The 26,014-nt window shown below is 53.7% G+C and carries 28 protein-coding genes and 2 pseudogenes; 17 read left to right on the top strand and 13 right to left on the bottom strand.

Going from position 1 to position 26,014, the window contains the following annotated elements; genetic code table 11:
- Positions 1 to 2: 2 nt before the first annotated feature.
- From QZ280_RS04785 to QZ280_RS16265, 7 genes and pseudogenes are all read left to right on the top strand, one after another.
- Positions 3 to 812: a division plane positioning ATPase MipZ gene (locus QZ280_RS04785; protein ID WP_293441415.1), complete on the top strand. Its 810-nt coding sequence runs from the start codon at positions 3 to 5 to the stop codon at positions 810 to 812.
- Positions 813 to 957: 145 nt separating this feature from the next.
- Positions 958 to 2,250, top strand: a complete 1,293-nt coding sequence (gene hmgA / locus QZ280_RS04780) for a homogentisate 1,2-dioxygenase (RefSeq protein WP_293441689.1) — start codon at positions 958 to 960, stop codon at positions 2,248 to 2,250.
- Positions 2,251 to 2,306: 56 nt separating this feature from the next.
- Positions 2,307 to 3,575, top strand: a complete 1,269-nt coding sequence (gene fahA / locus QZ280_RS04775; RefSeq protein WP_293441414.1) for a fumarylacetoacetase — start codon at positions 2,307 to 2,309, stop codon at positions 3,573 to 3,575.
- Between the two features lie 188 nt (positions 3,576 to 3,763).
- The gene (locus QZ280_RS04770; protein WP_365734222.1) at positions 3,764 to 3,907 is read left to right on the top strand and encodes a DUF2061 domain-containing protein; all 144 of its coding nucleotides are present in this window, start codon (positions 3,764 to 3,766) and stop codon (positions 3,905 to 3,907) included.
- Positions 3,908 to 3,968: 61 nt separating this feature from the next.
- A complete protein-coding gene (locus QZ280_RS04765) occupies positions 3,969 to 4,619 on the top strand; it encodes a GntR family transcriptional regulator (protein ID WP_293441413.1) in 651 nt (216 codons plus the stop codon).
- A 203-nt stretch (positions 4,620 to 4,822) separates the two neighbouring features.
- A pseudogene (locus QZ280_RS04760) lies at positions 4,823 to 5,500 on the top strand (choice-of-anchor L domain-containing protein); the annotation flags it as partial.
- 12 nt (positions 5,501 to 5,512) lie between these two features.
- Positions 5,513 to 6,292 (top strand): annotated as a pseudogene (locus tag QZ280_RS16265) (Hint domain-containing protein).
- A gap of 276 nt (positions 6,293 to 6,568) precedes the next feature.
- On the opposite strand, the gene QZ280_RS04745 reads toward QZ280_RS16265, so the two are convergent.
- The 5 genes from QZ280_RS04745 to QZ280_RS04725 are packed head-to-tail and all read right to left on the bottom strand — an operon-like array spanning position 6,569 to position 10,257.
- Complete coding sequence (locus QZ280_RS04745) at positions 6,569 to 7,273, bottom strand: VIT family protein (RefSeq protein ID WP_293441411.1); 705 nt, start codon at positions 7,271 to 7,273, stop codon at positions 6,569 to 6,571.
- A gap of 27 nt (positions 7,274 to 7,300) precedes the next feature.
- Complete coding sequence (locus QZ280_RS04740) at positions 7,301 to 8,257, bottom strand: OmpA family protein (RefSeq protein ID WP_293441410.1); 957 nt, start codon at positions 8,255 to 8,257, stop codon at positions 7,301 to 7,303.
- Positions 8,254 to 8,817, bottom strand: a complete 564-nt coding sequence (locus QZ280_RS04735) for a peroxidase-related enzyme (RefSeq protein ID WP_293441409.1) — start codon at positions 8,815 to 8,817, stop codon at positions 8,254 to 8,256. Before QZ280_RS04735 ends, QZ280_RS04740 begins: the two co-directional genes overlap by 4 nt.
- Positions 8,818 to 8,821: 4 nt before the next feature.
- Positions 8,822 to 9,538: a GNAT family N-acetyltransferase gene (locus QZ280_RS04730; RefSeq protein WP_293441408.1), complete on the bottom strand. Its 717-nt coding sequence runs from the start codon at positions 9,536 to 9,538 to the stop codon at positions 8,822 to 8,824.
- Positions 9,535 to 10,257 (bottom strand): molybdopterin-binding protein, encoded by a 723-nt coding sequence (locus QZ280_RS04725; protein ID WP_293441407.1) that lies wholly within the window; start codon positions 10,255 to 10,257, stop codon positions 9,535 to 9,537. Before QZ280_RS04725 ends, QZ280_RS04730 begins: the two co-directional genes overlap by 4 nt.
- A gap of 48 nt (positions 10,258 to 10,305) precedes the next feature.
- Between QZ280_RS04725 and sfsA the strand changes: the two genes are divergently transcribed.
- Together sfsA and map are read left to right on the top strand one after the other, a co-directional pair.
- Complete coding sequence (gene sfsA, locus QZ280_RS04720) at positions 10,306 to 11,028, top strand: DNA/RNA nuclease SfsA (protein ID WP_293441406.1); 723 nt, start codon at positions 10,306 to 10,308, stop codon at positions 11,026 to 11,028.
- Between the two features lie 330 nt (positions 11,029 to 11,358).
- Positions 11,359 to 12,174 carry a type I methionyl aminopeptidase gene (map, locus tag QZ280_RS04715; RefSeq protein WP_293441404.1) on the top strand — a complete coding sequence of 272 codons (816 nt, stop codon included), beginning with the start codon at positions 11,359 to 11,361 and terminating at the stop codon, positions 12,172 to 12,174.
- A gap of 566 nt (positions 12,175 to 12,740) precedes the next feature.
- Here map and QZ280_RS04710 read toward each other — a convergent pair.
- Positions 12,741 to 13,700: an acetyl-CoA carboxylase carboxyltransferase subunit alpha gene (locus tag QZ280_RS04710; RefSeq protein WP_293441402.1), complete on the bottom strand. Its 960-nt coding sequence runs from the start codon at positions 13,698 to 13,700 to the stop codon at positions 12,741 to 12,743.
- Positions 13,701 to 13,824: 124 nt separating this feature from the next.
- On the opposite strand from QZ280_RS04710, the gene QZ280_RS04705 reads away from it, so the two are divergent.
- Both QZ280_RS04705 and QZ280_RS04700 read left to right on the top strand, forming a co-directional pair.
- A complete protein-coding gene (locus QZ280_RS04705; RefSeq protein WP_293441400.1) occupies positions 13,825 to 14,046 on the top strand; it encodes a hypothetical protein in 222 nt (73 codons plus the stop codon).
- Positions 14,047 to 14,254: 208 nt separating this feature from the next.
- Complete coding sequence (locus tag QZ280_RS04700) at positions 14,255 to 14,671, top strand: GyrI-like domain-containing protein (protein WP_293441398.1); 417 nt, start codon at positions 14,255 to 14,257, stop codon at positions 14,669 to 14,671.
- Here QZ280_RS04700 and QZ280_RS04695 read toward each other — a convergent pair.
- From QZ280_RS04695 to QZ280_RS16250, 5 genes are read right to left on the bottom strand one after another with little or no spacing between them, the layout of a single operon-like run.
- Positions 14,650 to 15,246: a LysE family translocator gene (locus QZ280_RS04695; RefSeq protein WP_293441396.1), complete on the bottom strand. Its 597-nt coding sequence runs from the start codon at positions 15,244 to 15,246 to the stop codon at positions 14,650 to 14,652. The two genes, QZ280_RS04700 and QZ280_RS04695, sit on opposite strands and share 22 nt — an antisense overlap.
- Positions 15,247 to 15,286: 40 nt before the next feature.
- Complete coding sequence (locus QZ280_RS04690; RefSeq protein ID WP_293441394.1) at positions 15,287 to 16,453, bottom strand: cytochrome P450; 1,167 nt, start codon at positions 16,451 to 16,453, stop codon at positions 15,287 to 15,289.
- Positions 16,454 to 16,483: 30 nt separating this feature from the next.
- Complete coding sequence (locus tag QZ280_RS16260) at positions 16,484 to 16,927, bottom strand: LysR substrate-binding domain-containing protein (protein ID WP_365734218.1); 444 nt, start codon at positions 16,925 to 16,927, stop codon at positions 16,484 to 16,486.
- On the bottom strand, positions 16,903 to 17,190 hold the full coding sequence (locus tag QZ280_RS16255; protein WP_365734217.1) for a LysR substrate-binding domain-containing protein: 288 nt from the start codon (positions 17,188 to 17,190) through the stop codon (positions 16,903 to 16,905). The genes QZ280_RS16260 and QZ280_RS16255 overlap by 25 nt, the downstream gene beginning before the upstream one ends.
- Positions 17,191 to 17,248: 58 nt before the next feature.
- Positions 17,249 to 17,374: a LysR family transcriptional regulator gene (locus QZ280_RS16250; protein ID WP_365734215.1), complete on the bottom strand. Its 126-nt coding sequence runs from the start codon at positions 17,372 to 17,374 to the stop codon at positions 17,249 to 17,251.
- 84 nt (positions 17,375 to 17,458) lie between these two features.
- On the opposite strand from QZ280_RS16250, the gene QZ280_RS04680 reads away from it, so the two are divergent.
- On the top strand, positions 17,459 to 17,971 hold the full coding sequence (locus tag QZ280_RS04680; RefSeq protein ID WP_293441393.1) for a class I SAM-dependent methyltransferase: 513 nt from the start codon (positions 17,459 to 17,461) through the stop codon (positions 17,969 to 17,971).
- 35 nt (positions 17,972 to 18,006) lie between these two features.
- Here QZ280_RS04680 and QZ280_RS04675 read toward each other — a convergent pair whose 3' ends face one another.
- On the bottom strand, positions 18,007 to 19,398 hold the full coding sequence (locus QZ280_RS04675) for an aminotransferase class III-fold pyridoxal phosphate-dependent enzyme (RefSeq protein ID WP_293441392.1): 1,392 nt from the start codon (positions 19,396 to 19,398) through the stop codon (positions 18,007 to 18,009).
- A gap of 379 nt (positions 19,399 to 19,777) precedes the next feature.
- Between QZ280_RS04675 and QZ280_RS04670 the strand changes: the two genes are divergently transcribed.
- The gene (locus tag QZ280_RS04670; protein WP_293441391.1) at positions 19,778 to 19,948 is read left to right on the top strand and encodes a hypothetical protein; all 171 of its coding nucleotides are present in this window, start codon (positions 19,778 to 19,780) and stop codon (positions 19,946 to 19,948) included.
- Between the two features lie 161 nt (positions 19,949 to 20,109).
- Here the strand turns inward: QZ280_RS04670 and QZ280_RS04665 are convergent, their stop codons facing one another.
- On the bottom strand, positions 20,110 to 20,685 hold the full coding sequence (locus tag QZ280_RS04665) for a GntR family transcriptional regulator (protein ID WP_293441390.1): 576 nt from the start codon (positions 20,683 to 20,685) through the stop codon (positions 20,110 to 20,112).
- A gap of 123 nt (positions 20,686 to 20,808) precedes the next feature.
- Here QZ280_RS04665 and QZ280_RS04660 point away from each other — a divergent pair, with 123 nt between their 5' ends.
- The 4 genes from QZ280_RS04660 (at position 20,809) to QZ280_RS04645 (ending at position 26,005) form a co-directional block, all read left to right on the top strand.
- The gene (locus QZ280_RS04660) at positions 20,809 to 22,278 is read left to right on the top strand and encodes a PLP-dependent aminotransferase family protein (RefSeq protein WP_293441389.1); all 1,470 of its coding nucleotides are present in this window, start codon (positions 20,809 to 20,811) and stop codon (positions 22,276 to 22,278) included.
- Positions 22,279 to 22,422: 144 nt separating this feature from the next.
- Positions 22,423 to 24,201, top strand: coding sequence for a sulfoacetaldehyde acetyltransferase (gene xsc, locus QZ280_RS04655; protein ID WP_293441388.1), 1,779 nt, complete (start codon positions 22,423 to 22,425; stop codon positions 24,199 to 24,201).
- A 5-nt stretch (positions 24,202 to 24,206) separates the two neighbouring features.
- Positions 24,207 to 25,259: a phosphate acetyltransferase gene (gene pta, locus QZ280_RS04650; protein WP_293441387.1), complete on the top strand. Its 1,053-nt coding sequence runs from the start codon at positions 24,207 to 24,209 to the stop codon at positions 25,257 to 25,259.
- Entirely contained in the window at positions 25,256 to 26,005 is a 750-nt protein-coding gene (locus QZ280_RS04645; protein WP_293441386.1) for a TSUP family transporter, read from the top strand. Before pta ends, QZ280_RS04645 begins: the two co-directional genes overlap by 4 nt.
- The last annotated feature ends 9 nt before the right edge of the window (positions 26,006 to 26,014 follow it).

Genomic DNA, 26,014 nt, shown 5'->3' with positions numbered 1-26,014 from the left:
GCATGGCGCATATTATCGTAGTCGGAAACGAAAAAGGCGGGGCTGGCAAGTCCACTGTTTCGATGCATGTGGCGACCGCACTTGTGCGCATGGGCCATAAGGTTGGCGTGTTGGATCTGGATTTGCGCCAGAAAACCTTTGGGCGCTATGTGGCGAACCGCAGATCGTTCCTGAGCGATCAAGGGATCGACCTGCCTAGCCCCGACTACCACGAGCTGCCAGAGATTGGTCAAAATAACCTGCGCGAAGGCGAGAACATAAATGACCACCGCTTATCGGCGGCAGTTGCCACACTTGAACCCAACAGCGACTTCATTGTGATCGATTGCCCGGGTTCTCACACGCGCCTCAGCCAAGTCGCGCATTCGCTTGCCGATACGCTGATCACGCCTTTGAATGACAGTTTTGTTGATTTCGACCTGCTGGCCCATACGGACACGGACGGCCTTAAGATCAAAGGCCCTTCGGTCTATTCCGAAATGGTTTGGAGTGCGCGCCAATTGCGTTCACAAGCGAAGCTGCGACCGATTGACTGGATCGTGCTGCGCAATCGGATGGGCCCGCAGAACATGGTGAACAAACAAAAGATGGAAGCCGCGATTGGGCAACTTGCCAAACGCATCGGCTTTCGTGTTGCACCGGGCTTCAATGAACGTGTGATCTTTCGCGAGCTGTTTCCGCGTGGTTTGACTCTGCTGGATCTCAAGGATGTGGGCGTCAAAAAGATGAACATCTCCAACATCGCAGCGCGTCAGGAATTGCGCGACCTGATAAAATCGCTGAACTTGCCGGATGTGACCGTCGACTTCTAAGCCTAACTAGGCGGCTCAACTACAATATGCTATCGCGGTTTTGTAAATTCGAGTGACGCAACGCGAGGTTTCGGCCATGAGTACGAAAATCAAATCCTCTATACTGACTTTGGCGCAGACACCAACGGGCACGACCCCCGGATACATGCCGGGCTTTGGCAATGATTTTGAAACCGAAGCCCTGCCCGGCGCATTGCCCCAAGGAATGAACAGCCCACAAAAATGCAATTACGGTCTTTACGGCGAGCAGCTAAGCGGCACCGCTTTCACCGCCCCAAGCCATCAGAACGAGCGCACATGGTGCTACCGTATTCGCCCTTCTGTCAAACACTCCCATCGCTACACCAAGATCGACCTGCCCTACTGGAAATCCGCGCCATATATTGATCCTGGCGTTGTCAGCCTTGGGCAGTATCGCTGGGATCCTGTGCCACATTCAGAGCAGAGTTTGACTTGGCTCACAGGTATGCGCACCATGACGACTGCGGGCGATGTGAACACACAGATCGGCATGGCGAGCCACGTTTATCTGGTCACCGAGAGCATGAAAGACGCCTACTTCTTTTCCGCTGATTCAGAGTTGTTGATCGTACCGCAAGAAGGCCATCTGCGTTTTTGTACGGAACTTGGCGTGCTTGACGTTGCCCCACAAGAGATTGCGATCATTCCACGTGGCCTCCTTTATCGTGTGGAAGTACTCGACGGGCCTGCGCGTGGGTTTATTTGCGAAAACTACGGTCAGAAATTCGACCTACCGAGTCGTGGTCCGATTGGCGCGAATTGCTTGGCAAACCGTCGCGATTTCAAAGCGCCGGTCGCCGCGTTCGAGGACCGCGATGCGCCTTCAATCGTGATCATCAAATGGTGCGGCCAGTTTCATGAAACCAAGATCGGTCATTCGCCTTTGGACGTGGTCGCGTGGCACGGCAACTATGCGCCCTACAAATACAATCTCACGACCTATTGCCCCGTTGGTGCAATCCTCTTTGATCATCCTGATCCGTCGATTTACACGGTCTTGAGCGCGCCCTCTGGTCAGGAAGGCACCGCAAATATTGATTTCGTGCTGTTTCGCGAACGCTGGATGGTGGCAGAGGATACGTTTCGCCCTCCTTGGTATCACAAGAACATCATGTCCGAATTGATGGGCAACATATACGGTCGATATGACGCGAAGCCCAAAGGCTTCATCCCTGGCGGGATGAGCCTGCACAACATGATGATTCCGCATGGACCAGACAAAAATGCCTTTGAAGGCGCGTCCAATGCGGATCTCAAACCGCATAAGCTGGACAACACCATGTCCTTCATGTTCGAGACCCGCTTCCCGCAACACCTGACGCCCTTCGCCGCGAACGAAGCGCCGCTTCAAGATGACTACATCGATTGCTGGGATGATATCGAAAAGAAATTCGACGGCATACCCGGCAAGAAGTAAAGCAACACCACTGTGACCCTCGTGTGATGTCACACAGGGCGACCAAAGGATGACCTATGACACTAGAATTTTCTTGGGTGGCTTCAGCCAACTCGGCCGAGACCGATTTCCCGTTGAACAACCTGCCTTATGGCGTGTTCTCGATAGACGGTCTAGAGCCAAGGTGCGGTGTCGCGATTGGTGATATGATCCTTGATTGCCATGCAGCCGAAGAGGCGGGCCTGATCGATCTGAGCGCAGATCCAGTGTTAGATGTACCCTTCTGGAATGAAGTCATGGAAGCGGGCCACGACACATGGGCTGCCCTGCGCGCGCGTCTTACCGAGATCCTGGCAACCGGATCCAAGGACGAGGTGATTGCAAAAGACATGCTTGTGCCACGCGCAAATGTCGATCTGCATATGCCTTTCCTTGTAGCCGAATACACCGACTTTTTCGCAAGCCGTCAGCACGCACAAAACATGGGTGCAATCTTGCGCGGCGCGGCCAGCTTGCCTGCAAACTGGCTCAATATCCCAATAGGTTACAACGGGCGTGCGTCCTCCATTGTAGTGTCAGGCACGGACATCCACCGCCCCAATGGTCAGACCAAAGCACCCGATGCGGAGATGCCGAGTTTTGGCCCCTCTAAACGCCTTGATATCGAACTTGAAATGGGAGCGATTGTTGGCAAAAGCAGCGATCTTGGCCAACCCATCACCGTGGATCAGGCCGATGAAATGATCTTCGGCTATGTGCTTTTAAACGATTGGTCTGCGCGTGACATCCAAGGCTGGGAATACCAGCCGCTTGGTCCGTTTCAGGGCAAAGCCTTTAGCACGACCATTAGCCCTTGGATTGTGACCGCTGCCGCACTCGAGGCGTTCCGCGCACCAACACCCGCGCGTGACTTCACGCTTTTACCTTATCTCAACGGCACCAAAGATGGCCTTTATGATATCGAACTAGAGGTGCTGATGCAGCCCCAAGGCGCAGCTAAGGCAAGTTCTATTGCGAAGACCAACTACAATTGCATGTATTACTCAGCCGCCGAGCAATTGGCCCATCATGCGAGCAGCGGTTGTGCGATGACAGTGGGGGATTTGCTGGGTTCTGGCACAATCTCTGGCGCGGATCGCTCTGAATACGGCTCGCTCGTGGAACTAAGCTGGGCAGGCCGCGAACCGTTCACGCTGGACACAGGCGAAACGCGCGGTTTCCTTGAAGATGGCGACACCATGACCCTGCGTGGCGCCGCGCGTGGCGACGGTTTTAACATCGGGTTTGGCGATTGCGTCGGGACAATTCTACCCGCAGTCATTTGGCCAAAGTCCCAAAAAACCTAGCGTTTTTGGGGTACCAGCTAAAGCCCGGGTAGCACAGGGTGTCGCTCCACGCACCATGTAAACTTTTTCAATCCTCCCTTAATTTGTTGATATTTTATGTTTTTCAGAAGCTTAAGAATTTTTACAACGCACCCCAAATCAGACTTCTAACAAAGGCTGTCAACTGGCAAGTCTCTGGCTTCTTTACGATGATGTTGATCGGCTTCGTTTTCACAAGCTCTTTTGCTGCCAGTGGCGGCATCGCGATTGCCGACACGCTCATCGGTTTCATTGCATATTTCATACATGAGTTAGCCTGGTCAAAGGTCGCATGGGGGTTAAGTACGCGTTGATCGCAATATTGTCAGTTTCTGATCCCTTGACATAAATTCGCTTTGTGATCACAAAACACACATGCTGATAAATCCACGCCCCTCGGAAGTTCCCGCAGCCGCACATGATCGCGTTTACCGCACTCTGCGCTCGCGCATCATGTATGGCGACATTGCCCCAGGCCAAGCGATGACCCTGCGCAGCATTGGTGAGGAGTTCGAAGTCTCCATGACCCCTGCGCGCGAAGCAGCGCGACGGCTGGTGGCGGAAGGGGCGTTGTCGATGACAAGTTCCGGTCGCGTCTCAACCCCTGAACTTAGCAGTGAGCGCATAGAGGAGCTCGCCGCCCTGCGCGCGTTGATCGAAGTGGAGCTCGCCAGCCGTGCGCTACCTCGCGCGCATATGGCTTTGATCGAGCGTTTGCAGATGATCAACACCTCCATCGCAGAGCAAATCGCGCGCCAAGATGCGGTGGGCTACATTCGCACAAATTTGGAATTTCACCGCACATTATATTTGCGCGCGCAGGCGCCTGCGATGCTCGCGATGGCCGAACAAGTCTGGCTACAACTTGGCCCCACAATGCGCGCGCTCTACGGGCGTTTACGTCGCAAAGAACTACCGCATTTCCACCGTTTGATTGTTGCGTCTTTAAAGGCGGGCGATGAGCCAGGTTTGCGACTTGCTGTACGCTCTGACGTGACGCAAGGTCTGAAAATGCTGGCGCGCTAAGACACCACTAAAAATTAAACTAAATACGTTGCTTAGTTTTAAAAGACTTTTGGTAGCGCCTGTGACATCCCGCCGTTTCTAACGAGGTGCCACATATGCCCGCTCTACCCATTGATACGACTGCAACCGCCAATGAAATAGCTCTCTCCATGTTTGGCAATGGCATTACAATCATCTCCGCAACTTAAACGGGTGTCGCGGCTACCTCTGGAACCTATACCGGAGGTGATGCAAACGCGCTCGATATCACACCCACTGACACGGGTATTATTCTGTCCACGGGAAATGCGACCGCCGTCACGAACAGCAGTGGCGACGTAAGCGCGACTGAAGGAACAGGCACAAATCATGGAACCAGCGGTGATAGTGGCCTATACACGATATCGGGTGCAACAACTTACGACGCAGCTGTGTTCGAAGTAGACTTTGTACCCGAAGGCAGCACATAGACCATGCAGATCGCATTCTCTTCTGATGAATATCTCGAATACGTCGACGGCGGCTTCCACGATGCTGTTGGCGTTTGGGTGAATGACGTTCAAGACCAGATCAGCGTCGGCAGTGGCGATATCTCGATTGATAACATCAACGACGAAGACAACGAGAAACTCTATGTAGACAACCCCGCAACCGTCGACACATATAACACTGAAATGGACAGGTTTACTGTTACGTTGACCTTGAAAGCGCCTGTCACGCCTGCCACGCCTGGCGCGACAAATACGATAAAGCTGGCGATTGCCGATTGCGGAGACGGTGATTTGGACAGCAACCTGCTCATTGCTGGTGGATCATTTCAAACAGTGTTAATCGCAGGCAATGACACCGCATCTTTGAAGCTCGGACAAAGTGGTGACTTTAATCTTTTGTCAAACGATTAAAGCACAACCAGCATGGATCTGATGATCATCCAGATCAATGGTCAACCCGTGTCGGTCGGAGATGTGGTCACACTCACCTCGGGTGAACCGATTGAGTTGACGCCTTCGAGTTTCGTCACCCTAACAGTTGGCACTGCGGTGGACGAAAGTGTTTTTTCCTGCACAGTGGAAGACGCTGACGGAAACACCGACGTAGGTTTTGTGACCCTATCGGCAGTTGCTTGCTTTACTTCTGGCACGTTGATCAACACCGAACACAGGGCAAGGAGTGTCGACAGCCTTGTACCGGGTGATCTGATCAGAACACTGGACCACCATCTGCGACCGCTCCTTTAGGTTGGACGATCTCACCAGCAGGTTCAAGGCAAAGACGCCCCAATCGATTTTGATGAAAGTGCTCTGGGGGCGCACAGCGCCACCTCTGTTTCGCCGTTGCATCGGGTGTTGATCACCAACCCTAACGCTGCGCTATTTTTCGGGTCTGACGAGGTCTTAGTGTAAGCACGTGACCTGATCAACGAACGCACAATTCGCCAGCGCACAGGCCCGCACACCGTCACATATTTTCATCTATTGTTTGATCGTCATGAAATCGTCACAGGTGATGGCCTGCTTAGCGAAAGCTCTCAGCCTGGCCATCAAACCACCGCAAGCTTTGAGGCACCGCTGCGCTCAAGTCTCAAGCGCATTGTCGCAGCTCGCAATCTCAGCGAGATGAAAACGGCACGTCCCGGTTTGCGCAAATTCGAAGCCAAAGTTCTTATCACCCATGCAGAGGTGTTGGCTGCATAAAAAAACGCCAATACCCCGACCAAAGCTGCGCTTCAGGTGGGCGATCGACCTACACTTAGGTGTATCAAAATATCGGTGTGGCAGGCCTGCCATTGAAGGCATCTCAAATGATCACACATCGCCTAAAGGAAATCCTGTTGCAGTCTTGCAAGTGCACCTTGAACCAGATTGGTTACTGTTTTATCAAACAAGGCGGGACCATAGAAAAGTACCGGTCACAAGCTCGGGTTAGAATTCAGGAATTCACCGTTAAGCAAAGTCTGACAGCCCGCACGATTAAACGCTGACCCCGAACAGCCAGCCAATGCCTGCGGTCACAACCATCGCGAAGACACCCCAGCCAACAACCCTGAGTGTCGGACGCAACAATGGCGCGGCGCCTGCTTTGGCCCCCAATGCACCAAGCGCGGCAAGGGCAAGCACGGTCACAAACAGCACAACAGGAATGATCGACGTCGCGGGAGCCAACCATGCAGCCACAAGCGGGATCGCGGCCGCGATGCTGAACGTGACGCCAGATGTGAAGGCCGCTTGCATAGGGTTTGCGGATTGATCTTCCGTGATGCCCAACTCATCGCGCACATGCGCGCCTAAGGCATCATGCTCGGTGAGCTCCTTGGCAACGATCTGCGCAGTCTCTAAGTTCAGGCCACGCTCCACATAGATCTCTGCGAGTTCTGCGAGCTCGTCTTTGGGGAAATCCTTCAAACCACGGGCTTCGCGTTCGATATCTGCTTGCTCAATGTCGGATTGCGAGGAAACGGAGACAAATTCCCCCGCCGCCATCGACATCGCCCCCGCGGAAAGGCCTGCCACACCCGCGATGATCACCGCGCTCTGGCTGGCATCTGCTGCTGCAACGCCGACAATTAGGGAGGACACCGACACGATGCCATCGTTCGCCCCAAGCACCGCCGCACGCAACCAATTGCTGCGGGTGACGTAATGCGGTTCGCCAGGGTGTGCAGAAGGATCAGGCATATTCAATTCGCTTTCGTTGTTCTTACGTCACTGGCTCGAAATCAGCACAGCTTCGACCCGTCGATTGGCGGTGCGTCCCACTGCGCTAAGATTGCTTGCGACAGGCGACAGGAATCCAACCCCCTCGGCAGAGAGCTGATCTGCAGGTACGCCATACGCCTCGATCAATCGCGTCCGCACGGACGAAGCGCGGCGTTTGGAGAGCGCGATATTGCCCTCAAGGCTGCCTTCTGCATCTGTATGCCCAACCAAAGCGACTTTGCGCGTGCTGTTCGATCTGAGAAAATCCGCAAGGTTTCGGAGTGATTTGAAAGACCCTTCCCCTAAGTTGGAGGAGCCTGTTTGAAACGTGAGATCGCTCAGGATCACATGCCCTGACACGTCCAATGTCGCTGCGGCACCCTTCGTCGTGACGGCTTGTCCGCTGCCTGTGGTGCTTGCGATGATCTCGCTTCCTTTGGACACGCTGATATCGGCGGCATCGTCCACGGAGATTTGGATAATCTGGATATAAGCAGAGGCCGCGCTACGAGAAATAAGCAAGGATAACGCCGCCTTAGGCGCATTCGCCGCGCCCTTGATTGCGGACACGAAACGGTAGTCATCAAGCGCCACATACATGTCCGGCGCGTCGATCACATCAGTGCCAAAGCGGAAATCAAAACCACCACACGCGCGGGCTGCGCATTCAAAGATCAACGTGTAGCCGTTCTCTTTCAACTCGTCCCTGAGCGGCAGTAAAAGCTGCAACGGCGTCACCCCACCCCCTTCAATGCGCCATGCTTGACGCGTCACGAAACCCTCGAAAATACGCGACGGGATGTCTGTGCCATCGAACTTTGCAATCGGCAGAGCATAGCTATCGACGCCCAAATTCTGCCCCGCCGTTTGACGCGCGGAACCGGGCAGGGTCAATTCAACAGCGCTTGCCAAGCTGGGTAATAAGCCCAAGATCACGAAAAGGAAGGGGCGGAACATGCTCATCTATGCTGCGCGTGGTATTCATCGTTGGGGCGCATATCCGTCGCAGAGGCTACGCGATTGGACATATTATAGAACGCGCACACATTGGCGATGTCCCAGATATCGCGGTCCGTGAAGCCCACATTGCGCAACGCTTGGCGATCGGATTCTTCGATCGAGTGGCTTTCTTTAGTCACATGTTCCGCGAACAAAAGCATCGCACGTTGGCGGTCATCCAGATCCGCAACACGCCAGTTCATTACCAGCATCTCACCCAGTTTCGGATCACCCGAAAGCTGACGCACAGCCGCGCCATGCGCCGTCAAGCAATAGAAACATTTGTTGATGGAGGAGGTCACGACAGCGATCATTTCACGCTCGAGCTTACTGAGATTGCTGTCCGCGAGCATCAGATCATTGTAAAGTCCCGTGAAGGCGTTGAGCTTGTCGATATCAAACGCATGGGCTTGCAAAACGTTGGGGATCATCCCAAGTTTTTCTTGGCAAATGTCGAAATACTTCTGCGTCTGTGTGGGTAGTGGGTCGACCATCGGTAGATCGAGGGCAGTGGATTTGCTCATGTCATCATCCTTTGATGCGGTAGTGATATGTACCAACCAGCGTCATTCCGAGCGAGGTGTAAAGCCCGTTCGCGGCTTCATTTTCTTGTGTGCAGATCACCGACATATCGGTCGCGTCCTGCTCGTGCGCCCAAGTCGCGGCGCGGCGCATCATCCATTTGCCAACACCTTGCCCGCGCTGATGCGGCAGGATTTCAAGCGCGTGAACCATGGCGATGTTGTCATGGATACCGACGTAGCCAGTGCCTGCGGGTTGGTCATTCCAACGCCCAAGGAGCGCGGTTTTGGGACATGTGGCACGTTGCATGACGGCGTAGCGTTGGGCATCAATGCCGCCCTGAGCCCAAATGTCATGCATGATCTGCAAGGGCTCCCAAATGGTAAACGCAGTAACGCGCGGAATGGCGACATCTGTCAGGTCAGTGATCGGACAGGTGTAGATATTGACGGGGTCTTTGATGGTGTAGCCATTGGTGTCGAGCAGTCTGTCGAGGTCTTCTTCACCATCTCGCACCATAAACAAGCTTGCTTGGTCAAGCGCATGCATTGCACTCTCTGCGGCGCTCAAATCCAAAGGACCATCGCCATCTTGGGTTGCCGCAGACACACGTTGCCCACCCCCTTGTCCATCGCGAATGGTCCACGGGCCAAGGCGCGTTTCGCTGGCGGCTGGCCAAGTCTGCGCGCAAACTTCATAGAGCGCTGGGACCGCTAGCATCATATGTCCATCTCTATCGCAAGGCGTGCGATGGCTTGGCTAATCTGAGCCTTATCTTGCCCACGAATCACAATGTTAGAGCCGTATTTGCCATCCTTTTGAAATGGATAAGACCCGATAGAAAGATCAGGGAAATCCTGCGCAAGCTGCCCCAAAGGCCCAGCAATATCGCCCTCGCCACGATCCACGCGAAGGGTCTCACTAAGCAACGGCGCGCCACCTGTAAGCGTTGGCATCACAGTCGCAACCATTGCTTTAAACACGGACGGAACCCCTGCCATCACATGCACATTACCAAGGATGAAACCGGGTGCAACGGACACGGGATTGTCGATTAGCGTTGCCCCTTCAGGAATGCGCGCCATACGCAGGCGCGCCTCGTTCAGCTCCGAACCCTGACGCTCGTAATGCGCCGCCAGAAGCGCGCGCGCATCGTCGCGTATATCGATGGGCTGACCGAAAGCTTCGGCAATGCAATCGGCAGTGATATCATCATGGGTCGGGCCAATGCCACCGCTGGTGAACACATGCTCGAAGCGATCAGACAAAGCACGCACTGCGGCCACTATCGCGCGAGCATCATCGCTGACCACGCGCACCTCGCACAGATCAATGCCATGTGCTGTGAGTTCTTTGGCGAGATGATTGGTATTGGAATCCAAAGTGCGACCCGAGAGGATTTCATCACCGATCACCAACATGGCGGCTGTAGGGTTGGGCATTTGCGGCTCTCCTTGATGGGCGTTTAGCAACGGTATAGGCAATGCGTCATGCGCTTTCAAACCGATCTCATCCCCGCCCGCCTTATTCGTCGCTACAAACGCTTTTTGGCGGATGCGCAACTGGAAGATGGACGCGAAATTACTACCCATTGCGCCAACCCTGGTTCGATGATGGGGCTGGCTGAGGAAGGTGTGAAAATTTGGCTAGAGCTCAATGATGATCCGAAGAAAAAGCTCAAATATGGCTGGCGCTTGGTGGATCATGAGAATGGGCACTTTACGGGGGTTGATACCTCTGTACCTAACCGCACTTTGAGAGCCGCGTTAGAGGCGCGTGAGATTGCTGGGCTAGGTGATTACGATGTGGTGCGACCAGAGGTGAAATACGGCAAAAACAGCCGCATCGATTTCCTGCTGAAGGGCGGTGGGCCAGATACCTATGTTGAGGTGAAGAGCGTGACGCTCTGCCGTGAGCCAGGGCTGGCGGAGTTCCCCGACAGCGTCACCAAACGCGGCTTAAAGCATTTGGCAGAGCTGTCCACGATGGTGGCGGAGGGTCACCGCGCGGTGATGCTGTATCTGGTACAGCGGACGGATTGTAGCGAGATGACTTTGGCCGGCGATATTGATCCGGCTTACACGCAGGCCTTCGCGGATGCGCGGGACGTCGGGGTTGAAGTGATGTGTTTGGGAACGAAGATCACGCCGATGGGTGTTTGGGTTGGAGAGCCGTTGGGGTTTCGCAATACGGCTGGCTCGCTTTCGCAATGAAAGCTCTTTCTATAATACTTCTTCTATTTTTATCGGCAGCCATATCGATGCTCAGTTTCACCGCTTGCTATGAATTCTATTTCAAATGGCGCGGGTGTTTTAACGAACTCGGCAAATGCTTTGATGATGTCTCCAGTGTAGTTTACATAGAGCAATCTGGCGTCACTTGGTAATAGCTCGGCCTTTTGTCCTTTGCCGTCGCCTTGTATCAAATCTGGCGATTGACGCGTCACACTTAAGTACTTTCACCTCGAACGTGATCTACCCCTAGAAGCCAGCGGCTTTCCAACTTACATACGCGCTAAGTTGCAACACAAAGGAGCGTTCTCAATGTTCTCAAAGGCCAAAGGTCGCATGACCAAAGACGGTATTCGCATCTATGAAGACTCGGATTTCGCGGGTATGGCGGCGGCTGGTAAGTTGGCCGCAGAGATTTTGGACGACGTGGCCGAATTGGTGGCGGTTGGGCAAACGACGGGTGTGCTTGATAAATTCATTGAGGATCGGGTGAATGCGGCCGGTGCGACCTCTGCCACGATTGGCTACAAGGGTTACAAACACGCGAGCTGCATTTCGATTAACCACGTCGTGTGTCACGGCATTCCTGGTGAGAAGAAATTGAAAGACGGTGATATCGTCAACATCGACGTCACGGTGATTGTCGATGGTTGGTTTGGCGACACATCCCGCATGTATGTCGCGGGCAAGCTGTCGCGCAAAACTGAGCGTTTGATCCAAGTCACGCATGACGCATTGTTCAAAGGGATTGAAGCGGTGAAGCCGGGTAATACATTTGGCGACATCGGCCACGCGATCCAGACGTTTGTGGAAGGCCACCGCATGTCCGTTGTGCGCGATTTCTGCGGCCATGGATTAGGCCGCGTATTCCACGCGCCGCCTAATGTTGTGCACTATGGTCGTCCGGGAACGGGTGCTGTGTTAGAGCCGGGAATGTTCTTCACGATTGAGCCGATGGTGAACTTGGGTCGTCCTGAGACGAAGGTTTTGGCCGATGATTGGACCGCTGTGACGCGCGACAAATCACTGTCCGCACAGTTTGAGCATTCGATTGGCGTGACCGAGACTGGCTGCGCAATTTTTACGCTCTCGCCTGCGGGAAAGTATCATCCAACCTATGAAGTTTAAGGGTTGAAATTAATATGCTTGGGCGTTTAGGGCTGATAGCTGCGACGTCGCTTTGCTTTACATCGCTTTCTTTCGCTCAGCGCATTGCTGAAACAAGTCTTTTGATGCAAGTTTAAATTCCGTTAGTTGGCCAAATCGGCACCCCCAAATTCCTTGAGGTGGTTCAAAACTTAAGGACCGAGATATTCTCACAGGACCTTCCCATTGTTTATGGTCGTAAATTCGCCAAAGCAATTTCCGTGTTTGTCGGACCTGACACCGTTTCCGACGGATGATTCATGACACCGGATGAATTCTACATGAATCCGACGGTACCTGAGATCATGAACAACAAGGTTTTCCAGAAACTGGTTGTCGCGTCGAACGGCTATGGTTCGAAAACAGTGCCGAATATGTCGTCCTGCTTATCGAGTCATCCAAACAAACTGAAACCGAATATTTGGAACAGTGTTTGTTTACCGAAGCAATGACAGCCCTTGGCGAAAAATTAGATGGAAAGCCAATTCAAACAAGTAGAGAAATGCAAACACAATTGGACGCTTTAATCAAAACTTTAAAATAGCGCCCTAAGCGGCCAGCCCTTTGGAACCCATCCCAAGGAACTTGACCCTGCGGGCTTGGATCAGCTCGGCTGAGCTCATACCGTTCATCTCGCCCAGCATCTTTTCAATTGCGTTGCTCACAGCATCCATCGTTGCATCGCGATCGCGGTGGGCGCCACCCAAAGGCTCGTCCACTATGCGATCTACCACGCCCAATTTCTGCAAATCTTGTGCGGTCAAACGCAGGGCTTCTGCGGCTTCGCGCATTTTTTCGCTGTCTTTCCACAGGATCGACGCGCAACCTTCGGGAGAGATCACGGAGTAGACTGAATGCTCCAGCATCGCCAATTTATTAGCCGTCGCAAAGGCCACCGCGCCGCCGGAACCACCCTCGCCAATAATCACGCTCACCAAAGGTACGCCGATCTGCAAGCACATCTCGGTGGAGCGCGCGATAGCCTCTGACTGGCCGCGCTGTTCTGCGCCTTTGCCCGGGTATGCGCCGGGGGTGTCGACCAATGTCACAACGGGTAAGTTAAACTTGCTCGCCATTTCCATTAAGCGGATCGCTTTGCGGTAGCCTTCGGGACGGGCCATGCCAAAGTTACGCTCGATCCGCGTGGCTGTATCGTTTCCTTTATCTTGGCCGATCACCACGACGGGGCGGTCTTTGAAGCGCGCGAGGCCACCCATAACAGCGTGATCATCCGCAAAGCCACGATCGCCTGCGAGGGGCGTGTAGTCGGTGAAAACTTCGGACAGATAATCAGCGCAATGGGGGCGCTGGGGGTGACGCGCGACTTGGCATTTGCGCCAAGGGGTCAGGCTTGCGTAAAGCTCCACCAGCATATCCGCGCCTTTTTGATCAAGCGCAGCTGCCTCGTCTTCTACATCGGTTTCCTCATTGGCGCGTGCCATGGCGCGTAGCTCTTCTGCTTTGCCTTCAATTTCTGCCAATGGTTTTTCGAAATCGAGATAGTTCATGGGGTACGCTCACTTGCTGAATACTTCCAGCTTATATGGCGCGCCTGTGGGCCAGATGCAATAAAGCAAGATCAGTCCATCCGCTTTGAGTATTGCTAGGGCAGCACTCACGAGGACGTCAGACATGAACCAGAACAGTTACGACACGCGCATCTCTCGGGTAATAGATTACATCTATGCCAACCCGAGTGCTGATCTGTCGCTGGATTGCCTCGCAGATGTCGCTACGATGTCGCGGTTTCATTGGCGCAGGGTTTTCTCTGCTTTGACGGTCGAGAGTAGCGCGCAGATTGTACTTCGTTTGCGTATGCACCGCGCTGCGTTCTGGTTGGTGCATACGGAGTAGCCCTAGGCAAAAATTGCGCGCGAGGTCGGGTATAATTACACACAAAGTTTCACCCGCGCCTTTCGCGAAGTGTTTGATGCCAAGCCTTTGGAGATCCATGCCGCCCAAGCGCAGCATGTCTTAACGCTAAACCGCAAAGAAGGAGATGAGGATATGTATGGAGTAAAGGTAGAGGACGCGCAAAAGCGGCGCTTGGCAGCGATGGCTCATGTGGGTGCCTATAAGCAAAAGCTATGAGAAGGTTGCAGTTGTGTTCACGACCCGCGATCTATGGAACAATGCGCGCGGGATGGTGGGGATTTATTATGATGATCCATCGACCGTGCCTGAGGCCGAATTGCGCAGTCATGATGCCGTTGGATTGGCCGATGACGTGGCGATACCTGGCCCTCTGGAAGAGGTGTTGATCGGGGGCAGTGAAAGTGCAGTTCTGATAATGAAGGGTGCCTATACAGGGCTGCAACAGGCCTATGAATGGCTTTACGTGCAATGGTTGCCGCAATCAGGCCGGATGCTTGCGGACCAACCGAGTTATGAGGTCTATCTGAACTCGCCCATAGACACGGCCCCTGCGGATTTATTGATGCAGATTTATGTGCCGCTTCAGCCCAAGACAACTGGATAAAGCGACAGAATCAACAGGCCCGCCATCGCCCAATTGAACGCTCGTAGGCGGGCCGCGCTGGTGAGGAAGCGCGCCATTTGTTCGCCCAAAACGGTCCAAACCGAGACGCTGGGCAAGTTCACGATGCCAAAGACAAGCGCAACGAGACTCACATAGTAAAGCGTTTGATCCGGTGTGTAGGCAGAGATCGCAGTGAGCGCCATGGTCCAAGCTTTGGGGTTCACCCATTGGAACAGGGCCGCTTGGATAAACGTGATGGGCTTGCCTTCACTTTGCACATCGCCCTCTAGCGGAGCGGCGTTCGCGATTTTCCAAGCGAGCCACAAAAGATAGATCACGCTCACCACTTTGAGGATTTGATGCGAGATCGGGTAAATATCAAAGACCTGCACCAAGCCAACGCCGACCAAAACGATCATCAGCGTAAAGCCGATGACGACACCGAGCATATGCGGCAATGTCCGGCGAAACCCAAAGTTCGCACCCGACGCCATCAGCATCAGATTGTTCGGTCCCGGCGTGATCGAGGACACGAAGGCGAACAACGTTAGTGCGAGGAGTAGGTCATAGCTCATGCTCTGTCGCTACTGGAGATTTGGCTGCGCGGGAATAATTTTATTGTACCAAACCCGCCGCTTTGACGCTTAGCGGGCCGCGAAAGGCCCAACCACGATAGGCAACTGGCTCCGTCATTGTTGGGTTTGGAAAACGCGAGAAGAACATCGGCAGAGCGACGTCAGCAATTATGCAGTGCGACGCCCGTACGCCTGCGCAAAAATGCGGACCCGCGCCGAAGGAGATGGCCTTGGTATTATCACGGGTGACGTCGAAAGTATCAGGGTTTGTAAAGATCGCTTCGTCTCGATTGCCGGACGCAAACATCAAGAATGCGCGATCCTCGGGCTCAAACGTAATATCATTCAGCTTGTATCGCTTAGCGATGCGGCGCGGCGACATGCCGATGGGAGACATCCAACGCGCGTATTCCTCGAAGACTTGGAGCCAAGTAACCTCTCCCTTGAGCGCTTTGTTGAGCTGATCGCGATGTTCGATCAACGTCGCGATTGTTCCTGCAATCGCATCGCGGAGTTCATTTTGACCGCCTGATATGGCGAGTTTGATATTAGCGCGGATTTGCTGTTCGGGCATGCCCACGTTCATCGAAACGGACAGCAGAGACATGTCGGGGTTGGCTTTGAGTACAGGGATTTGCGCGTCGATATGCGCATCAATGGAGGCTGTACAATCGTGGCAATTGGCCTCAACTTGCCGATCACCCGCATAGTTGCCGACACCATCAATCATCCCTTGGCTGACCCGGTCCATTTCCACGAAATGCATATTGGTGAGGCCAGTTATGGCTTTAAGCGCTTCTGCTGAGACGGGCATCGCGAAATCGCTTACGAGATCGGCGGTCTGTATGGAGGCGAGTTGTTCGAGGATCTTTGACGTTGCGCTTTCAAACTGCATTTTCCACACATCACGCACCGTGCGCGGCGAGACGGTGGGAAAGATCATCTTACGCTCTGCCAGATGGGCCGCGCCGTCCTTGCGCATCATGTTTTCGCCCATAAGCGTGGTCATCAATCCGCCCGGCTGTTCGGAGCTGAAAACCTCAATGCGCTTTTCCTCACGAAAGATATCGTCACGGCGGGTGAGCAGGGTCGCATCAAGCTCTGGCACATAGGCGATTGGCGCGTCGCGACGCATTTTGGCGAGTGTTGGATAGGGGTCGATCCAAAAGGCTTGTGGGTCGACATGATAGCTGGGTGCATTGGACATGGGGCATGCTGCGACGGGTTTGAAGCGTGGTCAAGCCATAAGCTTGGGCAGTTCCACGGCCAATAGATCGAACACCAGCCTGATGCGGCGTGAGGTATGGAGCTCGCGGTGGGTCACGAGCCACGTGGGGAACATCACAGGATCACTATCGGGCAAAAGCACCTCCAGATCGGGCGAGGCGCGCACGACATCAACAGACATGGACGCGATGCCAAAACCCTGCTTGACCATTTCCCATGCAACGAGACTGTTAGAGGAACCAACCTTGAATTGAGCCGCAGTAAGCTCTAATCCAAGCACAGCGAGATACTCGAGCATCTGATCAGTGTTGCTGAAACTCAAGAAATTATGTGTCTTGCAGTCTTGATAATTGCGCGGACGCCTACGTTTCTGGATGTAACCTTTCGACGCATAAAACCGCCCGCCGGAATCATGAATGAGACACGTAATCAGGCCTGGCTGTTCGGGGCGCACACTGCGATATCGCCTTCGCGTTGCAGCAGATCGCTGACGGTTTTGGCCGTGACGATATCCACCTCGATCTTAGGAGCAATGCTGCGCAGTTTGGCAACGATGGGAGGCAATAAATGCGCGGCGAACAATTCGGACGCGGCGATGCGCACCATGCCCTCAATCGCTTGGGATTGGCCGGAGGCCATCAAGGTCATGCACCCCGCTGCATCGGCCATGGCGCGCACATGATCGGCAAGGTCCGCCCCAGTCTGGGTGATTTTCAAAGAGCGGCCAACGCGTTCAAAAAGGGTGAACGCCCAGCTCTTCCTCAAACGCAGTGATTTAACGTCCCAAGGTTGGCTGCGTTTGATTAAGCACACGCGCTGCCGCAGAGAACGAACCTGTTTCCGCGACCGCCAAAAACGCGCGTGCGTGGTTCCAATCGAATGAGATCGCCTGCCAATTCATGCATTAATTCATAATACAAACACGGATTTCGGCAATTCCGCATTTATGCATGCATGAATTAGAGTAGTCGCAAAGGAGATCACAATGATTGAGCAAGCAAAATTCTGTGATAAAGCCGCCGCGAAATATGCCACCAATCCGATCAAGGATATGGCGGCATATACCTATACGCTAGAGCGCACACGTAGCTATTTGCGCGATAGCGACAAAGTGTTGGAGATTAGCTATGGCACAGGTTCAACCGCGCTGCTTCTTGCAGCGAGTGTGGGTACCTATCATTGCACGGATATTTTCGAAGCGATGATCAAGATCGCGCGTGGTAAGGTGGCAGAGACAAGCTTGGCCAACTTCAGTTTCGAGGCGCATCCTGTCTTGGAGGGGATTTACTCGCATGACGGGCTTGATGCGGTGATGGCGTTTAACCTATTGCATTTGCTGCGCGATATTCCTGCGACGTTGGACACTGCGCGCGCGGCCTTGCGTCGCAAATTGGCGACCCAAGGGTTTGTAACGCGTAATACGGATGGGTCAGATTATCGCCGTATAGAACAACAACCACCTCCCGAGACGCTCGCCTTGCTTGCGGCGCTTAAGTAGCCCCGTTTGCTGAGCACACAGGGCCACCGATTTTGTTAGCCAAAGACACGACCAAGCGCTTGATCAACCGCATCTGTGATGTGATCGATATCATCCGCCGTCGCGATCAATGCAGGCGAGAAGCAAAGTGTGTTGTTGCGGCCTGGAATAGAGCGGTTTGTGGCGCCGATGATAACGCCTTGCGCCATACAATCCGCAACAACTGCGCCAACTATCTTCTCGTCCATTGCTTCTTTGGAGGCACGTTCTGATACTAGCTCTGCGCCAATGAAGAGACCCTTGCCGCGAACATCACCGATGACCGAGTGCTTTTCCGCCAAAGCGTGAAGGTTGTTCATCATACGCTCACCCATTGTGAGAGTGTTGCTCATGAGGTCTTCGTCCTCGATGATGCGCATGTTCTCAAGAGCAGCCGCTGGGCCCGCTGTGCATCCACCGAACGTGGAGATATCGCGGAAGTAGTTCATCGGGTCAGAGCTGTCGTCTTTGAACAGATCGAACACCTCTTCCGTCGTCACGCAGCAAGAGATTGCCGCATAGCCAGACGCTACACCTTTCGCCATTGTGACGATGTCAGGCTTGATGCCGTAGTTCTGGTAACCAAACCACACGCCTGTACGACCAACGCCGCAAACGACTTCGTCGATGTGCAAAAGGATATCGTATTTTTTGCAGATCTCTTGAACACGTTCCCAATAGCCTTCTGGGGGGGTGATTACACCACCGCCTGCAGTCACAGGCTCAAGACAGAGCGCGCCGACAGTGTCGGCACCTTCACGAAGGATGATCTCCTCAATCTGATCTGCGGCCCAAACGCCATAATTCTCTTCAGGTGCGCCGTCCTGCTCATGCTTGCGGTATTCCATGCAATGCGGCACGCGAATAAAACCGGGGGCGAACGGACCATATTGCGCGTTGCGCTCGTCCTGACCACCTGCGGACATAGAGGCGATGGTAGAACCATGATAATCGCGATCACGATAAAGAATCTTGTGCTTCTTGCCGCCATAGCGCTTGTGCGCGATCTGACGGACGATCTTGAAGCCCTTCTCGTTCGCCTCTGAACCGGAGTTCGCATAATACACACGGGACATGCCGGGCATTTTGGAAATTAGCTTTTCCGCAAACAAAGCGCCAGGGATAGAACCAGTCGTGCCACCAAAGAAGTTCATCTTAACAAGCTGGTCTCGCACAGCGTTGGCAATGCTTTCACGGCCATAGCCAACGTTGACTGTCCAAACACCACCCGAAACTGCATCGATGTGCTCTTTGCCATGCTGATCCCAGACTTTGATGCCTTTGCCTTCGATGATCATCTTAGGCTCGCCAGTCTCGAAGCCTTTGTGCTGGATCAGATGGTGCCAAACGTGCGCACGATCTGCGTCGACGACTTTAGAATAGTCGTTGTCTTTGAATGTCCCGTCCATTTGCAATCACCCTCTGTGTTGGCGTGCGCTTGTTGTTTGGCGCGCAGGAAAACCCCCCGGTTGCAACGAGGGATTCGATGCATCCAAATCATATAGATTGAGGCGAGTCTGATAGGGCCAGTTTGCTTTTGCGTTTAGGTCCAATTTTTAATTAGTGCTCGCAGTACATAGGCAATCTGAGAGGTATCTTTCTGGAAATCCTAGAGATTCCTGAATTACTAAGCTTGCTTCTGTGCAAAAATTTACCTTGGAGTTAGAGTTCTGCGCCAGTTTTTTTCACCCCAAAGAAGGCGTGCGCAGGCACCATGGTTGCGATGGGTCGAGGGGGCAGTTTGTTTGGAGCGTTCAACTGCAGAAATTCTCGAAGGAGGCGGGATTGATGGCCCGTCGCCAAATCGGCAGCAATGATGCCGCCGAGCGTGCCTTGCACAGTTTCCAAACCATTCTGGCAACAGGCGCTGAACAACCCTCCATCGACCTCACCAAAGGCGTGAACATTGTTCAAAGACAGACACAGATGGCCGCACCAGCGCGTCTTTGTTGGGGGTGAAATCCTAGTTAAACGGCTTCACCAAAGGCGTGTATATGCCTTCAAAGTTCATCTTAAGTCTCCTGTCATGCCGTGTCGTCGGGCAAAGGATCAGGCCAAACGTAACGTTTAATTTCTTCGCGGCTGAGCGCCCAATGATCGAGGGTGATTTCAACGGCTTCCTAAGCGCTGCGGCGCGAGATGGCGTCGATCAGCAAGTCATGATGATGCGCGGATTGGTCAATGCGCGCACTGTCTTGCGGTGCCACTCCACGATAAAAGCGTTGCGACATGCGGGTGTGATCAATCAGCAAGCGTCCCATCGCGGGGATGAGATAGGGATTGGCAGACATCATTACTGAGATCTCGTGCAAAAGGTGATTAGCGCGCGCCATAGCACCTGCATCCTGCGCACCTTTGGCTTTGGTAAAATCGAACTGCGCGGCTTTGAGCGCAATGATCTGATCCATCGTAGCGTTTTCGGCTGCAAGGCGAGAGATTGCGCAGTAAACGATAGATGCAGTTTGAAAGAACTGGCGCATTGCTAAAAAATCCATCGCAGAGACTAACGCGCCTTTGTTGGCCTCGTGGCTGATGAAACCTTCGCCTGCGAGACTCTGCGAGACTTCGCGTAATGGCGTGCGTGGCAGACCATAAGCAGCGCTCAGCGACACTTCATCCAGCATCGCCCCCGGCGCGAGCGCAAGTGTCAGCACACGGGTCTTTAGATCTGCAATACAGGCGTCTTTTTTAGACATGCCGAGGCGGCTCACTTCTACTTGTCTACTTGCATTCACTTTGTATACAAAATGAGAAGCGATTTATCCTATTTGCAACTAAGTCCAGTTGCATTGCTACTTAGGGCCAGAGTATGGTGAGCCATGGCCATTTCAATTGATACGTTTTTTCTGGATCCAGACTATCAAGGCACCTTGCAATCGCAGATCCAACAGATGATCGCACAAGGCATTTTGTCCGGGCGTTATTCCAAGGGAGAAAAGCTGCCTTCTTCGCGTAAGCTAGCCACGCATTTGGGGATTAGCCGGATCACTGTCACGCTCGCCTACACAGAGCTTTTGGCGAATGATTATCTGAACAGTCGTGGACGATCGGGGTATTTCGTATCGGACAATGCCCCCGAACCGCCACAGTTTGAACCCACCAGAAAACGCGCGGATGCTGTTGATTGGTCGCGTGCTATTGGGCAGAAATTCACAGGTGGGTCTGCACCGACCAAGCCTGTGGATTGGCAGAAATACAAATATCCGTTCATCTATGGGCAGGTCGACAAGAGCCTGTTTGATCACGCCAACTGGCGCTTGTGTGCGTTGCAGGCTCTAGGCGCGCGTGATTTTTCCGCGCTGACGGCAGATTATTATGATCAGGATGATCCACAACTGATTGAGTTCATTCTCCGTCATACGTTGCCCCGTCGCGGCATTTTTGCGCGCCCTGAGGAAGTGTTAATAACAGTGGGCGCACAAAACGCGCTTTGGCTGACTGCGCAGATCCTTTTGACGCAGCGCCGCACCGCCGCGATTGAGGATCCTTGTTATCACGCGTTGCGCGATGTGCTGACCCAATCTCGCTGCCACTTGTTGCCAGTCCCTGTGGATCGTGACGGATTGCAGCCCGACCTAATCGAAGACGGCACAGACGTTATTTTCGCAACCCCAAGCCATCAATGTCCCACCTCCGCCACGATGCCGCATACAAGGCGCAAAGCCTTGCTGGAACGCGCGCGAGAACTGGATGCGATTATCGTTGAGGATGATTATGAATTCGAGGTTTCGTTCCTTGGGGGGCCTATGCCTGCGCTTAAGTCGCTGGATGAAGACGGACGGGTGATTTACGTTGGCAGTTTTTCCAAGTCGATTTTTCCAGGTTTGCGGCTGGGGTATTTGGTCGGCTCTGAAGAATTCATCCGCGAGGCCCGTGCGCTGCGTGCGTCCGTTTTGCGGCATCCACCAGGGCACATCCAACGCACGACTGCCTATTTCCTTTCGCTTGGGCATTATGATGCTTTGGTGCGCAAAATCGGCAAAATCTATCAAAAACGCCGTGAAGTTATGGAGAATGCTATCAATGAACACGAGCTTGAGATTGCAGGGCGTGGTGTTTTTGGCGGATCGAGCTTTTGGATGCGCGCACCTGAAGATGTCTCCACAGTCGAGCTGAAACATGCTTTGATGGAGCGTGACGTCCTGATCGAAACCGGCCATCCCTATTTCGCGGCGGGCGCTGGTATCAAGAATTTCTATCGCCTCGCCTATTCCTCGATTTCGCAGGATTTGATTCCAGAAGGTGTGAGCCGCATCGCACAGGAAATATCAAAATTATCGAGACATTAATTCTCATTAATTTTTAGACTGGCTATATTTCAACATATCATCTGGCGCTAACAGGACTCACTCTGGCTCCATATGAAGAGGGCAATCTGTCAGCCTGCGTTGCGGGCTTTTATTTATTCCAAATCTCAGTCTAGGAGCGCATCCATGAAGATGACCACTGAAGAGGCCTTCGTTAAGTCCCTACAACGCCACGGTATTCAGCACGCATTCGGTATTATCGGTTCCGCCATGATGCCGATCTCGGACATTTTCCCACGCGCGGGCATCACGTTCTGGGACTGCGCCCATGAGGGCTCCGCAGGCATGATGGCTGACGGCTACACGCGCGCGACAGGCAAGATGAGCATGATGATTGCCCAGAACGGCCCGGGCATCACGAACTTCGTCACAGCTGTTAAGACAGCTTACTGGAACCACACGCCTTTGTTGCTGGTCACGCCTCAGGCTGCGAACAAGACAATCGGCCAAGGTGGCTTCCAAGAAGTTGAGCAAATGAAACTGTTCGAAGACATGGTCTGCTACCAAGAAGAAGTTCGTGACCCATCCCGCGTTGTCGAAGTTCTCACACGTGTAATTTCGCAAGCGAAGCGTTTGTCTGGTCCTGCACAATTGAACATCCCACGCGATATGTGGACACAGATTGTCGATATCGAAATCACAAATCCGATCGAGTTCGAGCCATCCTCCGGCGGCACAAACTCCGTTGCAGAAGCAGCCGCGATCTTGTCCTCCGCAAAGAACCCGGTGATCTTGAACGGCGCTGGTGTTGTTTTGTCTAAAGGCGGCATTCAAGCGTCCAAAGACTTGGCAGAGCGTTTGAGCGCACCTGTTTGTGTGGGCTACCAGCACAACGATGCGTTCCCGGGTAACCACCCATTGTTCGCAGGTCCTTTGGGCTACAACGGTTCCAAAGCTGGCATGCAGTTGATCAAAGACGCAGACGTTGTGTTGTGCCTTGGTACACGCCTCAACCCGTTCTCTACATTGCCGGGTTACGGCATGGAGTACTGGCCAACAAATGCGAAGATCATTCAGGTTGATATCAACCCTGACCGCATCGGCCTGACGAAGAAAGTTACGGTTGGTATCGTTGGTGACGCTGCGAAAGTTGCGCAGGGCATCATTTCCCAACTGGCGGACGACGCAGGTGATGCGGGCCGTAATGAACGCGAGGCACATATCGCAAAGACCAAATCTGCATGGGCGCAAGAGCTGACATCCATGACAGACGAGAACGACGATCCAGGCACCAACTGGAACGAGCGTGCGCGCGCAGCCAAGCCTGACTGGATGTCCCCGCGCATGGCATGGCGCGCAATTCAGGCGGCCTTGCCACGTGAGGCAATCATCTCGTCCGACATCGGCAACAACTGCGCGATTGGTAATGCCTACCCTGATTTCGACACTGGTCGTAAGTATCTTGCACCAGGTTTATTTGGTCCATGTGGCTACGGTCTGCCGGCGGTTGCTGGCGCGAAGATCGGTTGCCCTGATGTCCCAGTTGTTGGTTTCTCCGGCGACGGCGCATTCGGCATCGCAGTAAACGAGCTGACGGCGATTGGCCGTGGCGAATGGCCTGCAATGACACAGGTTGTCTTCCGTAACTACCAGTGGGGCGCAGAAAAGCGTAACTCCACACTTTGGTTCGACGATAACTTCGTTGGCACAGAGCTGGACGAAGGTGTTTCTTACGCAGGCATCGCGAATGCATGCGGTCTCAAAGGCGTCGTTGCACGCACGCAGGACGAGTTGACAGCAGCGCTGAACCAAGCGGTTAAGGATCAGATGGAGAACGGCATCACGACGCTGATCGAAGCAATGATCAATCAAGAGCTGGGTGACCCGTTCCGCCGTGACGCGATGAAGAAGCCTGTCGAAGTAGCTGGCATCAGCGCGGACGACATGGTCGAGCAGACGGTATAAGTCTGATGTCTAGCAAAACGAACCCATCCGCTTTGCTAGATAAAGCAAACACGCTCCCACCGCTTGCGTCTTTACTGACGCGAGCGGCGGCGACCCCTAAATCGATTGCCTTCGCTGAAGGCAGCGATCCGCGTATTGTTGAGGCAGCGGTTGCCGCCTTGAATGCTGGTGTAATTAAACAAGCACATCTTGTTGGGTCTCAAACAGATGTCGAGACCACGCTGGCTAAGTTTGAATTGCTGGATACCTCCAGAATCAAAATTCACGACCCCGAGAATTCTAGATTTTTCGACACCCTCGCCGAGAGGTTTGTTGAGTTACGCGCCCACAAAGGTCTGACGTTAGAGCTTGCACAAAAAGCCACGCTTGATCCTCTTGTATACGCGGCGTTGCTAGTTAAAACAGGACGCGCCGACGGCTCGATTGGGGGCGCAGTCGCAACAACCTCTGATACAGTTCGTGCGGCGTTGCAAGTGATTGGCAAAGCCAAGTCTGAGCCACTGGTGTCGTCCTTCTTCTTGATGATTTTACCAGAATATCACCCTCTTGAGCACCCCGCGATGGTCTTTTCCGATTGCGGTATGGTGATTGATCCTGATGCAGCAGAGCTAGCTGGCATCGCCTCGCAAGCCGCTGATAGTTTTGCCGCGCTGGTTGGCGAAGCCCCGAAGCTTGGTATGCTATCGTTCTCTACACATGGCTCTGCAAAGCATGAGCGCGTGACCAAGGTGCAAGAGGCGACCAAGGCTTTGAAAGCCGGCCGGCCTGACTTGGTCGTTGATGGTGAACTGCAACTTGATGCAGCACTTGTGCCTGCGGTTGCCGCCTCCAAAGCGCCAACAGGTACGTTGCAAGGCGCAGCGAACGTGTTGATCTTCCCGAACCTAGATGCAGGTAACATCGGATATAAATTAGCGCAGCGCTTTGGTGGTGCGGTGGCGATTGGTCCTGTGCTGCAAGGTCTTGCCAAGCCTGCAAATGATTTGTCTCGCGGATGTGTGGCGGGTGACGTGCTTGCGATGATCGCTGTGACAGCTTTGCAAGCGCAGACCGCATGAGCGCTTTCCTCGATCTTACGATCCCCCAAATCGTGCTGCTCGGGGGTATCTGCTTTGCCGCTGGTATGGTGCGTGGCTTTGCAGGATTTGCTTTGTCCGCACTCGTGATGGCCGCTGCCGCGACGATCATTTCGCCGATCTCACTCATTCCCGTTTTATGGTTCCTTGAAATGGCGGCGAGCCTGCAAATGGCAGGCGGCGGTTGGCGTGATGCAAATCGTACAATCGCCATTCTGCTCGTCATGGGTAACTTCATCGGCTGGCCGATTGGGCTGACGCTCACGACATCGCTACCTACAGATACTTCTACGCTGATCGCCTTGCTCATCATCCTCGCTCTTGCGGCCCTGCAACTCGCACGACTGCGCATCCTGGGCCTTGCGACCCGCCCCGGTACGCTGATTTCTGGCATAGTTGCAGGCATCGCTGCAGGCGTGGCGCATGTGGGTGGTATGGTCGTCGCGCTCTATGTGCTCTCGCAGAACCAACCCGCGAAAATGATGCGCGGCACGTTGGTTGTTTACTTGTTCCTCGCCTCTTTCGGATCGTTCCTATTCCTGATTTATTTCGACGTCATGACGCTACGAGCCGCATGGCGCGGGTTGTTTTTTGCCCCCATCGCAATGCTGGGCGTGTTCGTTGGAACGAAGTTCTTCAGTCCCAAGTGGGAACCCTATTACCGTCCATTTTGTCTCAACCTCTTGATGTTTTTGGCATCTTTGGGCCTGATCCGCCTCGCACTCTAAAGCCTACAC

The sequence above is a fragment of the Planktotalea sp. genome (assembly GCF_018607995.1).
Taxonomy (GTDB): Bacteria; Pseudomonadota; Alphaproteobacteria; order Rhodobacterales; family Rhodobacteraceae; genus Planktotalea.
The sequence above is the reverse complement of the archived record's forward strand: the minus strand, read 5'-3'. Positions and strand labels throughout refer to the sequence as shown.

Excerpts from the sequence above, each read along its gene's own strand:
- QZ280_RS16250 (WP_365734215.1), bottom strand. The coding sequence starts at position 17,374 with ATGAATTGGCAGGCGATCTCATTCGATTGGAACCACGCACGCGCGTTT.
- QZ280_RS04660 (WP_293441389.1), top strand. The coding sequence starts at position 20,809 with ATGGCCATTTCAATTGATACGTTTTTTCTGGATCCAGACTATCAAGGC.
- fahA (WP_293441414.1), top strand. The coding sequence starts at position 2,307 with ATGACACTAGAATTTTCTTGGGTGGCTTCAGCCAACTCGGCCGAGACC.
- QZ280_RS04740 (WP_293441410.1), bottom strand. The coding sequence starts at position 8,257 with ATGAGCATGTTCCGCCCCTTCCTTTTCGTGATCTTGGGCTTATTACCC.
- QZ280_RS04765 (WP_293441413.1), top strand. The coding sequence starts at position 3,969 with ATGCTGATAAATCCACGCCCCTCGGAAGTTCCCGCAGCCGCACATGAT.
- QZ280_RS04730 (WP_293441408.1), bottom strand. The coding sequence starts at position 9,538 with ATGATGCTAGCGGTCCCAGCGCTCTATGAAGTTTGCGCGCAGACTTGG.
- xsc (WP_293441388.1), top strand. The coding sequence starts at position 22,423 with ATGAAGATGACCACTGAAGAGGCCTTCGTTAAGTCCCTACAACGCCAC.
- QZ280_RS04735 (WP_293441409.1), bottom strand. The coding sequence starts at position 8,817 with ATGAGCAAATCCACTGCCCTCGATCTACCGATGGTCGACCCACTACCC.
- sfsA (WP_293441406.1), top strand. The coding sequence starts at position 10,306 with ATGCGCTTTCAAACCGATCTCATCCCCGCCCGCCTTATTCGTCGCTAC.
- QZ280_RS04670 (WP_293441391.1), top strand. The coding sequence starts at position 19,778 with ATGGCCCGTCGCCAAATCGGCAGCAATGATGCCGCCGAGCGTGCCTTG.
- hmgA (WP_293441689.1), top strand. The coding sequence starts at position 958 with ATGCCGGGCTTTGGCAATGATTTTGAAACCGAAGCCCTGCCCGGCGCA.
- QZ280_RS04770 (WP_365734222.1), top strand. The coding sequence starts at position 3,764 with ATGATGTTGATCGGCTTCGTTTTCACAAGCTCTTTTGCTGCCAGTGGC.
- QZ280_RS04675 (WP_293441392.1), bottom strand. The coding sequence starts at position 19,398 with ATGGACGGGACATTCAAAGACAACGACTATTCTAAAGTCGTCGACGCA.
- QZ280_RS04710 (WP_293441402.1), bottom strand. The coding sequence starts at position 13,700 with ATGAACTATCTCGATTTCGAAAAACCATTGGCAGAAATTGAAGGCAAA.
- map (WP_293441404.1), top strand. The coding sequence starts at position 11,359 with ATGTTCTCAAAGGCCAAAGGTCGCATGACCAAAGACGGTATTCGCATC.
- QZ280_RS04690 (WP_293441394.1), bottom strand. The coding sequence starts at position 16,453 with ATGTCCAATGCACCCAGCTATCATGTCGACCCACAAGCCTTTTGGATC.
- QZ280_RS04665 (WP_293441390.1), bottom strand. The coding sequence starts at position 20,685 with ATGTCTAAAAAAGACGCCTGTATTGCAGATCTAAAGACCCGTGTGCTG.
- QZ280_RS04745 (WP_293441411.1), bottom strand. The coding sequence starts at position 7,273 with ATGCCTGATCCTTCTGCACACCCTGGCGAACCGCATTACGTCACCCGC.
- QZ280_RS04705 (WP_293441400.1), top strand. The coding sequence starts at position 13,825 with ATGAACCAGAACAGTTACGACACGCGCATCTCTCGGGTAATAGATTAC.
- QZ280_RS04695 (WP_293441396.1), bottom strand. The coding sequence starts at position 15,246 with ATGAGCTATGACCTACTCCTCGCACTAACGTTGTTCGCCTTCGTGTCC.
- QZ280_RS04700 (WP_293441398.1), top strand. The coding sequence starts at position 14,255 with ATGTGGGTGCCTATAAGCAAAAGCTATGAGAAGGTTGCAGTTGTGTTC.
- pta (WP_293441387.1), top strand. The coding sequence starts at position 24,207 with ATGTCTAGCAAAACGAACCCATCCGCTTTGCTAGATAAAGCAAACACG.
- QZ280_RS04785 (WP_293441415.1), top strand. The coding sequence starts at position 3 with ATGGCGCATATTATCGTAGTCGGAAACGAAAAAGGCGGGGCTGGCAAG.
- QZ280_RS04725 (WP_293441407.1), bottom strand. The coding sequence starts at position 10,257 with ATGCCCAACCCTACAGCCGCCATGTTGGTGATCGGTGATGAAATCCTC.
- QZ280_RS04680 (WP_293441393.1), top strand. The coding sequence starts at position 17,459 with ATGATTGAGCAAGCAAAATTCTGTGATAAAGCCGCCGCGAAATATGCC.
- QZ280_RS04645 (WP_293441386.1), top strand. The coding sequence starts at position 25,256 with ATGAGCGCTTTCCTCGATCTTACGATCCCCCAAATCGTGCTGCTCGGG.